Genomic DNA, 10,541 nt, shown 5'->3' on the forward strand with positions numbered 1-10,541 from the left:
TTGCTGCCTGCAATCATTACGATCTTCATGTTAATGCCTCCCTTATTCGTATTCGAATGTTTTGTTAAGTACATTGTAGAGGAGGCACGCCATGGAATCGTCAACATATCGAGTGATTTTACGAGCAAAAGCTCTCATGCCTTCGGCTGAGAGCTTCTACGACTATAGTCTTAGAAATGATCATTATGTACGGTTATATAGCATAAGCAGCATATCCCAAACCCTATACGATTCCATGCTTAAGCGCATAGATCGCTGCCTGTGTCCGGTCGGCAACCCCCAGCTTATCGAGCAGGTGGCTGACATGGGTTTTGACCGTCTTCTCGGTAATATAAAGCGCTTCGCTGATTTCCCTGTTATTCATCCCCGATGCAATCAGCTGTAATACTTCCTGCTCTCGGCGGGTAAGCTTATTGAGCTGCGCAGCTTCCTGATGGCTGGATCCATTGGCCTCATCCTCTCCCGCCGGGGAAGTAACATGCGTCATGAGCAGGCCGGCAGCATCCGGATGCAATTCGACCTGACCTTGGAACACGCGTCGGATTCCGGCTACCAATTCCTCTGGCTCAATATCCTTCAGGAGATAGCCGCGAGCACCCGCTCGAATCGCAGGCAGAACATGATCGTAATCAACAAACGAGGTCAATACGATCACTTTGATATAAGGCAGTTCTTTTTTCAAACGTGCCGTGGTATCGATGCCATTCAAGACAGGCATATTCAAATCCATCAACACGACATCAGGCAGCAGAAGTTTGGCCTGTTCCAGCGTCTCTTCGCCATTCGCGGCTTCTCCCACCATGTCGATATCCGGCTGCGTCGCCAGAAAAACCTGAAGGCCCCGCCGTACCATGGCGTGATCGTCAGCTATTAACAATCGGATCATCGGTTATCCCCCCTTTCTCTCTGTTGTGACTGCCTTCAAGGGTATCGTAACCTCAATGATGGTTCCCTCCCGGTGCACGCTGTATAAACGGAACTGGCCTCCGAGCGATTCGGCCCGCTCTCGCATGCTGGACAGTCCGATGGAATGCCGCGTCAGCTCGTTCCATCGCTGCTTGGTTATCCCGCGCCCTTGATCCTCGATCCGAAGCTCCGCTTCGTCGTTCTGCAAGGATAACGCGATCGTTACTTCCTTCGTATCCGCATGCTTGCTCACATTGTTCAGCGCCTCTTGCCCGATCCTCCATAGTGCCTCTTCCGCAATCCGCGGAAGCTCCCGCACCCCGCTGATATGTGTACGCACGTGAAGCTTCAATCGTTCGCCGTATTGCTTAAGACCTGTCATCAGTCCCTCCTCAAGTCCGGGCGGGCGAAGCTGCATGATCAGTTCCCGCATTTCCTTCAGTGCGCTTTGCGATAATGACTGGATATCGTGGATCGTGTCCTGGAGCAAGCTTTTCTGCTCATGCGGTTCAGCAGCAATCATTCCCCCTACACCTTTGGACATCATCACCAGCGAGAACAGGGTTTGGCTTACCGAGTCGTGCAGGTCCCGGGCCAGGCGATTTCGTTCATCCATCCTTGCGAGCTCCCGCCGGTTCTCCTCCAGACGGATGCGCTGAAGCGTCATGCCGATATGCTCCGCTATGGCCTCGATGACCTCCATGTCCGCCCGATGCTGATCTCCATACTGATCATAGCCCACCAAAAGCAACCCGGTTAAGGAGTCCGAAGCAACCGTAAGCGGCACTGCAACGGCTCGACGAATGGGAGCTATCCATCCTTTCTCAATCAGTTGATCCGCAAGTTGCTGCCCATCCGGATCGCCGACCGGCTCTGCTGAGCGCTTCACTGCATCAGGACCGGTCCAAGCTATGTCGGCTAGCGGAAATTTGGCATGGGGCAGCGTGGTCTGTCCACCGCTGTAAAGCGCACGCAGCGTGATTTCCTGGCCCACCGGTTCAAGCAGCGCCGCAACCGGCCAATCAAAATAACGGCCGAGCAAACTCATCACCTGCTCCGTTAATTCGGCCCGGCTCACCGCTTGGGATGCATAAACGCCTAGCGCGCTGCTATATTCTCCTAGCCGGGAGAACAAATCAGCCCGACGCTGCTCAGCCGCATACAGACGCATGCGCTCAATGGCGCTGCCGATTTGGTAGGCTACCGATTCCAGCAGCGCCAGCTCCTCCTTGGAAAAATGAAGCTTCCCGGGTGCGGCCACATTCAGCACGCCGAACCTGCGGCTGCCGGAACGCAGCGGAACGGTAGCATGATGGGTAATTCCCTCTGTATCGCCCCACTGATAACGAACGGCGTTATCCAGACGTTTGCAATTCAAAATGTTCACGGCATTTTTCAGACGGCCGTCATCGTAGCGCTCCAGGCACCAGCAGCTGCCGCACCTCATAGGTTCGTTATCTTCCCGTCTCAGAGCAGGCGGCAGATTCCGGCCCGCTACGAATTCATGCGTTCTCTTCTCTTCCACCAAGAACAGCCAACCGGTCGTAAGTCCGGTCAGCTCCAGCAGTTTGCCGATAACAACGTCCAGCATGGGGGCTAACTCATTGGATTCGTTCAGCGTTTCGGCAATCGTCTTCAACGTGATTAACTCCTGGATATGCGGGTCGTGAGTGGACATACAAGCAAGCTCCTTCTTTATTTTGCATTCTGAAGTAACTATATTATATAATCCTGTCACGCACCATCCAAATTCCGAATGGAAGTCCTGGCCGGTGCAGATCATTCATCCCATGAATTGTGGTAAAAAACAATTAATATTGTTTTATCTCTTGCAAATTTCCACCTACATATGGCTTAATATAGAAGTCGGGCCGACGAAATGAGCTGAAAGGAGGCTGATTGCAATGATTCAGATCCGTGAGGTGGTATTCGCGTAAAGCGAATATCCGTTAAATGGGAGCCCGCCGCGGGCTCCCTATATCTATTTTCAACTCCAATAAATCCAAAATCTAAAAAAACCAATTTCACGAAAGGAGGAGGGCAAGCATGATCAATGCAATTGTTTTGAAACTCAGCGATAGCTTAAATATGTATACAGAAAGAGGAGGGCATCGATGGGCCATTACAAGAACGGAAGAGAAGTGCTTCCCCCCGAGCTGCTGCAGCAAATTCAACAGTATATAGACGGAGAATTACTCTACATACCGAAACAGAGCGAGCAAAGAGCCGGCTGGGGAGAGTTAAGCGGTTCCAAACAACGCATCGAAAGTCGCAATAAAGAAATGTATCGCGCTTACTGCAAAGGACGGTCCATTGAGGAATTGGAACGGACCTACTTCCTGTCTGGAGAAAGCGTGCGCAAGATCATAAGTAAACTTACCCGCGTAGGGACCTGAACCGATGAGGTTTAACGGTCTCCGCACGGATTAACATAGGACTGTTCCCACGGGGTACAGTCCTTTTCATATTGCATGGATGGGTCACGGACCAGCGTCACCGTTTTTAGGGCTGTTTGGCATTTTCACCTCATTTCCCACCTTGCCTTAACCATAGAAAAGGCCCGGCTGCAAACGAGCTGCAGCCGGGCTTGATTGTACCCTAATGTTCTTCCCGCTTCGCCCCGGCTACATCCCATCGATGGCGGAATTTCTCCAGCCTCGGATGCAGATACGGCGGCTCGGACAACAAGATCAGCCTCAGCTTCACGATCCATTCCTCGAAGGAAGAAAACGAAGCAAACACGTTGGCTACCTCCGGAGTCAGGAGAAGAAAATGGGGGCTTCCGTACTTCTCGACCAGATGTCGAAGCGCCGTATCGATCGGCGTGTATTTTTTTCGCTTCGACTCGAACGATTCAATCACGACCGAAGATCTAACGTGCTCCTGAATCCATTCCTGAAGCTGTTTCTCCCGCTTGTAATAAGCGCTCACCGGCTCCTTGAACATCCGCTTCACCGTCTCTTCGTGCAGCGGATACAACACCAACTTTGCGAAGGAGCGTTCCTCAAAGATGGCAGTCGCCTGCTCGAGGGCCACCTGATCCTGCTCAAAAAGATCGTAGAATATCAAGGTGCCTTTCGTTGTCGGCTTCGGGGGCTCGTAGCCGTATGGGACATACTCCAAATTGCGCGGCATGATGGAACTTCACCTCTCTTTACTATGATGACTGGGATGAAAGCTTCGGCGGTACGCGATGCTTGGTGGCCTGCTCGAAGCCGTAGGCTAACTGAATCAGCACCGGCTCGCTGTAAGCCGTCCCGATGAATGTAACGCCCTGAGGACCTTTGGTGTTGTATCCTCCCGGAGCTATGATCCCATTCTCGGCATAACCGCCGGGAACGGTAACCGAAGGATACCCTGCACGGGCAGCCAGATCGGGTCCATATTCATTACCCAGAAACAGCAGCGCGTCCAGCTGATGCTCCCGCAGTACATGGTCAATCCCCATGGCACCCGCCCTTTCCTTGTTCTTCCGCTTGCTCTCCAAATACTCTTTTTCGGTTAACGAACCGCTTGTTTCCTCGGCCCAAATCAGCGTATCCTGTCCATATTTCAGGGCGATGTCGGCGTGTGCCTCATTATAAGCGATAACCTCAGCTAATGAATGAACCGGCAGCGACGGATCTACATTCGCCAAATAATCATTGACGCATTTCTTGAATTCATAGCGAAGGACGTTGGCATCCCATCGGGTGCCCTGGCATGGCAGTTCCACCGGATCGATGATGGTCGCGCCTTGTTCGCGAAGAACATCAATGGCAGATTCTACGATATCTAGTCTATCCCGATCCAGGTGCTTATAGTAGTATCGGGGAATCCCGATTCGTGCCCGCTTCAGATAACCGGCGTCCAGAAACTTCGTGTAATCCTCTACCCTTGCTTCAGCAGCTGTCTTGGTCACCTCGTCCAGGTCATCCGCACCCGCGATCGCGCCAAGCAGAATCGCCGCATCTTCCACCGATCGGGTCATTGGACCTGCCGTATCCTGCGTATGCGTGATGGGAATGATCCCCGTCCGGCTTACCAATCCGATCGTCGGCTTCAAGCCAACCAGACTGTTCTGGCTGGAAGGGCTGATAATCGATCCCGAAGTTTCCGTGCCGATGGCTGCCGCAGCCAAATTCGCCGCCACTGCGGCTCCGGAACCGGAGCTCGAACCTCCGATGAACATTTCGCCGGGACCGTAGGGATTTAAAGTAAGCCCGCGTCTTGACGAGTATCCTGCCCACATGGTCGAGGACATGAAATTCGCCCACTCGGTCATATTGCTCTTGCCCAGAATAACGGCCCCCGCCTCCCGGAGCTTTGCGGCTACAAAGGAATCTTTGGCGGCGTACGAATCGGCCAGCGTAATGGAGCCGGCGCTCGTATGCAGCCGATCCCCGGTGTCGATGTTGTCTTTGAGCAGTATCGGAATCCCGTGCAGCCGTCCCCGCGCTCCCAAGTTTCTGCGCTCCTGATCCAGCTCTTGGGCCATCTGCAGCGCATCCGGGTTCACCTCTAGAATCGAGCGAAGCCATCCATCGTATAACCCGATCCGTTCCAGATACAATTGCACCAGTTCGACCGAAGACACCCAGCCTTCTTCCATGGCATGCTGCATATCGGCTATGGTTGCTTCCACAATCCATATTTTTTTATCCAAGCTCATATATGGTCCCCCTTATTTTTCTGATCTTGCGGCAGGTGTGGGGTTTAACGTTTCATATTTTAGCCTCCAGACGTTTCAAGTCCCTATTCAATTCGGGATTCAGACACGAAACTCCTCCTGGCAGGCAATCGGTCGGCATCTTAACGGCTCTCTCGTCTCCCATGGCGGCTTGCCCCTCCTAACGTAAACTAAACGCAGGAAGCGGACCAAGAAAGACTTCTTGATCCGCTCCGCTTAACTTTTGCATTCGTTTCAAAGCGGTACCACTGTTAACGATACCACTGGGCCTGCTTATTGAACATCTCGGCATAATGGGCTCCCTGCCCGATTAATTCCTCATGTCTTCCCTCTTCAACGATTCTCCCTTCCTTGAGGACGAGAATGCGGTCCGCATGTCTGCAGCTTCCCAATCGGTGTGATATGAAGATGGCGGTTTTGCCTTCGGTCATGGACATTAGGCTCTCGAATATCGTGGATTCCGTAAGCGGGTCTACGGCCGCTGTCGGCTCGTCCAGATAGATCACTTCGAAATCCCGATAGAACGCCCGGGCGATCGCGACCTTCTGCCATTGGCCCTGAGACAGTTCGCGTCCGCCGGAGAAGCGCGTTCCCAACTGGGTTGCTACTCTGTCCGGCAGCGAATCCGCCAGCGATGTCATCGAGGCCTTCTCCATGGCATGATTCAATCGGCGATGGGCTTGCCGGTCATCCGGATCATGCTCACGCAGCGAAATGTTAGCCTCAAGGGTCCATTCATATCGGTAAAAATCCTGGAACACCGCCGTTACTTTGCTGCGGAAGCTGACGGCATCATAATCCTGGATCGGGATGCCGCCATAGCGCACAACGCCATGCGTCGGTTCATACAAGCCTAGCATGATTTTTACGAGCGTGCTCTTCCCCGCACCGTTCTCACCGACAATGGCAACCTTTTCTCCGGGCTTGACGCGAATCGTCAAATCGTCAAGCACGGGCTTATCTTGATTCGGATAGCAAAAGGTAACGCGATCGACTTCGATTCCTTCCCGCAAAGGCGTGGTCATCGGCAGAGCTTTTTCCGGCTGCGGAACCGGCGTATCCAGAAATTCGAACAATTCGTTGATAAACAGACCGTCATGATAGATTTGCCCGATGTTCTGACTGATGTTCTGGATGGAGTATCGCGTGTCCTGGACCGCTTGATAGAGGGCGACATAGCTGCCGATGGTTAGTTTGAGGCGTGAGCCGAGCCAGACGAACACGGCTAAAATGCTAAAAGAACAAATCGTCACCGCCCCTTCCACGATCAGGCGATTCTTCATGTTTTTCCGCTCGACGCCCAGCATTTCATACGTATTTTTGAAATAGATGCCCCGCCATTTGTTCAATAAATAATCTTTGGCATGAAACAGCCGGATTTCCTTGGCCGCTTCCTTCGTCTGCAGCAGTTGGTTCATATACGCCGCCATTCGGGACGAAGCCGTCTGCTGATGAATGACCACGAAGCGGGAAGTCCCCTCTTTCTTCTGGATGATCAACAGTGGGACGATCAGAAGCAGCATAACGATTGGCAATATGTAATGAAAGCTGAACAAGAGCACGAGCAAACCCGTCAGAGTGATGAGGTTCTGAATTATCGAGAACATGTAAAACACCATGTTAATTCCGCAGATATTCAGATTGCGAAGAGCACGCTGCAGCTTGTCGTAGCTTTCCGGAGATTCAAAGAATACGAACGGAAGCTTGCTTAACTTCTCCGACACTTGGAGATTAAACCAGTAGGATACATAAGCATTCATCTTTCGCTCGGTATACTTTTGAAGAGATGCCAGCACGAGGCCAATCAGAATGACCGCCATCTGGAGTAACAGCCAATACAATGCTTGGTATGGAGCTTGATCCCGAATCAACACGCCGGTAACGGCGTCTATGACTTGAGCCGTAATATAAATCTGGGCAACGGGCAAAAAGGCCTGCATTAAATAAATCATGGTCGATCTGGTGAACATCCGCGGAGAGACGCGGTACACCTGCTTCATAACCTCGAACATCAGGTTCGCATATTTCATGTTGTATAACCTAGAGCCTCCTTCGTCGCTAAGCCGATTTGTTTAGGGCTGAAGGTTTAGCATGAGGCAGCTGGTTGATCATTTGTTCTAAATGATGCAAATAATTCGTGACGCTTTTGTTGATGACGAGCTGCTCCTCGGATAGGTAGAACGCCAACGGAAACCGGTTCACTTTAAACGAATCGATCATAGCCCGGTCTGCCCACACGACCTGCATATCGGTTAACTCATTGGAAACCGCCATTTCTGAGGCCTCATCCGCATCCTGGGCATACAGGAATAGCGTGACCGAAAGATCCGGATGCGAAGCCATAAACGCTTTGATGGCCCCGTACGTTTCTTTGCAGGCATTGCAATGGTTCATCGTGAACAATAGAATTTTGGGCTTGCCGTCGTACAAATTCACGGTATCGCCGGCCATGCTCGTATAGGCTGTCCGAGGAATCTGCGTGCCAAGCTCGAGCCCTTCCTTCGGAACCGCAGGCTCCTTATGCCCGGTCACGACTGTCTGCGGCTTCAACTTCAACTCCCGAACCTGACGGTACAGTCTGAACATGAAAAAAGCCAAGCTGAATATCAAGCCATACTGAATTACGAGCACGGTCGTAATCAAATTCATGGATATGTTCCCTCCTTCGCCTGTAATGAATCAAGAGTATACGCATTCACTGCCACCAACGAAATAACGGCAATGCCGCCGGCGGACAGCAAGGTAAGAACCGCCTCTTGAGCCGGCATGAGGAAGAGATTCACGGGTTCGGACAAAAGCCAAATTAGCGCATTCAAAAAACCTAAGCATGCAATCTTAACGACCGTATTCATGCCGAGGGCCTCACTAGACCATGAGCCAAAGCAGCTGCATTTGATCTCCTGATTCCGCACAACCCTGGCTTGATAAACGGCGTAGCCGAACCCTGCCAGCAAAATAAAAATCACGATCTGCGCAGCGGCTCTGCTCCAGGAAAACAATAAACCCGCCCCGGCTGCAATCTCAGCGGCGCAGATGAGAACAGGTACAATCCGTAAGCGGCCTGCAGGCATCTGCAACCGTTCGATCGTCGTCCTGAAATCCGCTAACGATAACAGTTTCGACACTCCCGAAAACACAAACACCAAGGTCAGAAACAAAAGGCAAAGCGCGCTCATGGACACGGTTCATTCTCCTTCCCGACAACCAAGGGGACCAAGCCCCCATTCGATGACTTTGATATCTTGCTTGGACTGCACCTGACCGTTCTTCTTCGCTGTTCACCCGATCATAATGTAATGGACCCAAAACCATATTCGACCCCTCACTCTTCAACCATAATAGGAAGCCGCATGCTCTTCGTGAAATATAAACAGCGGAACAAGAAGTTCCGCTGTTTATAGGATGAGTTCATGCGTTCACAAAAAAAATTAACAGCCGCAAGTATATCTCTCTTCGGAACCGTTGCCGCAGTCCCATACTTCAAGACGAACGCCGAATTTGTCGCGTCCGCATTGCTCCGTAGTGTTACAGGAAGTATGACGAAGAATGCACATAAATGCTCACCTCCTTTCAAGTCATGAAGTTCATTCATTTATATGAAAGGTGTTGCTATGCAAAAAGCTTCGGAATGTGTTGAACGCTGGCTGCAGGGATCTTCCAATTTCTTAAGCCGAGTCATTTGTAAGCGGGTTCAATTTCTGAGGGGTGTACGTGGTTTATGCTAACTAGCTGGCTAGTAAGATAATTTCAATATACTATAATTATCATTTCTTACAAGGATAATATCTTATAGTTAATAATAGGATTTTATCCCTTATTAAAGAAATTACATAATCCAAAGGGCTGCCCCATGTAGATAATCAGAGCAGCCCTTTGCATACCTATTTAACTGATGATCGTAATGACCGGCGCCGAAATGGTAGGTTGTGTCGTGATGGCGGAGGCCGTATTCGTGAAGCTGGCAATTTCCAATAAAACCGGTATCCCCGCTGGCACATCCGTCGTATCGAGCACCAAGCTGGCGGTCGTTAAAGTCGATAAGGCCTGCTGCTGCAGCATCCCGTTAATATACACATTAAAATATTCAGCGCCTGTCAATGCGGGAAATGCCGTCACGGGTGCTTCGGCATCATCGATGAAACTCGTGGCCGGCATGGTAATCGAGTCTGCACCGATCATCGCTTCGTCGACCAGCGCAAAATAACGGGTTACGGTTGGCGTTACCGTCGTGGTGATCGTGCCCCCCGTAGCAACGGGAACCGATGCGACCGCGGTAATGATAGGTTTGATAACTGGCATCATCTTCACTCCTTTCTTGTCTTAGATAGAAAAAATATGGCTGTGCCACATTATCATTAAATGATAGATTTTGAGATTTGGTTCTGACATTCTCCCAATATTGAAAAAAACAAACAGTGAATGAATCCATGCTCAGGCCAATATATCACCGAAGAAAGGATAAATGTCCACTCGAGTCCTTCCCCCATAACATAAACTAAGTACAGACATTCATCCGGAGGGAGGGGGGATAAGACTGAAAACTCCCGTGATCAAGCGAAAACGAAATCGAATTCTAAAAGCTGCAGAATATCGAAAACGCAGGACCTGCAAGAAGCGAAAATACAAACGAGTTGTGTCAGCAGGCAAACGAAAATGGAGATGCATCCCCAGATCCACTCATCGGACCACCCCCTCAGCTGTCCAGCATAAACGTCAAGTGGGACGCGGTCCGAAAGACTTCTTATCGACACTATTACCTCAATTCCCTCAAGGCGTTCCTGGGAACCCGGGCTTGGCGGGGCCAGCCGGGCTTCAAGGACCCCAGGGCATTCACGGAAGCCCTGGCTCGGAGGGGGCGGCGGGCATTCCCGGACCGGTGGGACCCCAAGGCCCTCAGGGTGTTCCTGGCAACCCGGGCTTGGAGGGGGCGGCGGGCATTCCCGGACCGGTGGGACCCCAAGGGCCC

9 protein-coding genes are annotated in these 10,541 nt (G+C 51.4%); 1 reads left to right on the forward strand and 8 read right to left on the reverse strand.

Annotated elements, in window-relative coordinates:
- Window positions 1-223: 223 nt before the first annotated feature.
- On the reverse strand, window positions 224-886 hold the full coding sequence (locus HMPREF9412_RS25390; protein WP_009594685.1) for a response regulator: 663 nt from the start codon (window positions 884-886) through the stop codon (window positions 224-226).
- A gap of 3 nt (window positions 887-889) precedes the next feature.
- Window positions 890-2,584 carry a GAF domain-containing sensor histidine kinase gene (locus HMPREF9412_RS25395; RefSeq protein ID WP_009594681.1) on the reverse strand — a complete coding sequence of 565 codons (1,695 nt, stop codon included), beginning with the start codon at window positions 2,582-2,584 and terminating at the stop codon, window positions 890-892.
- 436 nt (window positions 2,585-3,020) lie between these two features.
- On the opposite strand from HMPREF9412_RS25395, the gene HMPREF9412_RS25400 reads away from it, so the two are divergent.
- Window positions 3,021-3,302: a CD3324 family protein gene (locus HMPREF9412_RS25400; protein WP_006211013.1), complete on the forward strand. Its 282-nt coding sequence runs from the start codon at window positions 3,021-3,023 to the stop codon at window positions 3,300-3,302.
- A 202-nt stretch (window positions 3,303-3,504) separates the two neighbouring features.
- Here the strand turns inward: HMPREF9412_RS25400 and HMPREF9412_RS25405 are convergent, their stop codons facing one another.
- The 6 genes from HMPREF9412_RS25405 to HMPREF9412_RS25430 all read right to left on the reverse strand — a co-directional run bounded on the left by HMPREF9412_RS25405 (window position 3,505) and on the right by HMPREF9412_RS25430 (window position 9,874).
- The gene (locus HMPREF9412_RS25405) at window positions 3,505-4,041 is read right to left on the reverse strand and encodes a hypothetical protein (protein ID WP_009594684.1); all 537 of its coding nucleotides are present in this window, start codon (window positions 4,039-4,041) and stop codon (window positions 3,505-3,507) included.
- Window positions 4,042-4,063: 22 nt separating this feature from the next.
- Window positions 4,064-5,557, reverse strand: a complete 1,494-nt coding sequence (locus tag HMPREF9412_RS25410) for an amidase family protein (RefSeq protein WP_009594683.1) — start codon at window positions 5,555-5,557, stop codon at window positions 4,064-4,066.
- 269 nt (window positions 5,558-5,826) lie between these two features.
- Window positions 5,827-7,605 (reverse strand): ABC transporter ATP-binding protein, encoded by a 1,779-nt coding sequence (locus HMPREF9412_RS25415; protein ID WP_009594680.1) that lies wholly within the window; start codon window positions 7,603-7,605, stop codon window positions 5,827-5,829.
- 28 nt (window positions 7,606-7,633) lie between these two features.
- Window positions 7,634-8,224, reverse strand: coding sequence for a hypothetical protein (locus HMPREF9412_RS25420; RefSeq protein WP_009594682.1), 591 nt, complete (start codon window positions 8,222-8,224; stop codon window positions 7,634-7,636).
- Window positions 8,221-8,751: a MauE/DoxX family redox-associated membrane protein gene (locus HMPREF9412_RS25425; protein WP_175320806.1), complete on the reverse strand. Its 531-nt coding sequence runs from the start codon at window positions 8,749-8,751 to the stop codon at window positions 8,221-8,223. The genes HMPREF9412_RS25420 and HMPREF9412_RS25425 overlap by 4 nt, the downstream gene beginning before the upstream one ends.
- Window positions 8,752-9,460: 709 nt before the next feature.
- Window positions 9,461-9,874: a DUF4183 domain-containing protein gene (locus tag HMPREF9412_RS25430; RefSeq protein ID WP_036673604.1), complete on the reverse strand. Its 414-nt coding sequence runs from the start codon at window positions 9,872-9,874 to the stop codon at window positions 9,461-9,463.
- Between the last annotated feature and the right edge of the window lie 667 nt (window positions 9,875-10,541).

The organism is Paenibacillus sp. HGF5 (assembly GCF_000204455.1).
In the GTDB taxonomy this organism is placed as follows: domain Bacteria; phylum Bacillota; class Bacilli; order Paenibacillales; family Paenibacillaceae; genus Paenibacillus_AQ; species Paenibacillus_AQ lautus_A.

Excerpts from the sequence above, each read along its gene's own strand:
- HMPREF9412_RS25415 (WP_009594680.1), bottom strand. The coding sequence starts at position 7,605 with ATGAAATATGCGAACCTGATGTTCGAGGTTATGAAGCAGGTGTACCGC.
- HMPREF9412_RS25390 (WP_009594685.1), bottom strand. The coding sequence starts at position 886 with ATGATCCGATTGTTAATAGCTGACGATCACGCCATGGTACGGCGGGGC.
- HMPREF9412_RS25425 (WP_175320806.1), bottom strand. The coding sequence starts at position 8,751 with ATGAGCGCGCTTTGCCTTTTGTTTCTGACCTTGGTGTTTGTGTTTTCG.
- HMPREF9412_RS25395 (WP_009594681.1), bottom strand. The coding sequence starts at position 2,584 with ATGTCCACTCACGACCCGCATATCCAGGAGTTAATCACGTTGAAGACG.
- HMPREF9412_RS25400 (WP_006211013.1), top strand. The coding sequence starts at position 3,021 with ATGGGCCATTACAAGAACGGAAGAGAAGTGCTTCCCCCCGAGCTGCTG.
- HMPREF9412_RS25410 (WP_009594683.1), bottom strand. The coding sequence starts at position 5,557 with ATGAGCTTGGATAAAAAAATATGGATTGTGGAAGCAACCATAGCCGAT.
- HMPREF9412_RS25420 (WP_009594682.1), bottom strand. The coding sequence starts at position 8,224 with ATGAATTTGATTACGACCGTGCTCGTAATTCAGTATGGCTTGATATTC.
- HMPREF9412_RS25430 (WP_036673604.1), bottom strand. The coding sequence starts at position 9,874 with ATGCCAGTTATCAAACCTATCATTACCGCGGTCGCATCGGTTCCCGTT.
- HMPREF9412_RS25405 (WP_009594684.1), bottom strand. The coding sequence starts at position 4,041 with ATGCCGCGCAATTTGGAGTATGTCCCATACGGCTACGAGCCCCCGAAG.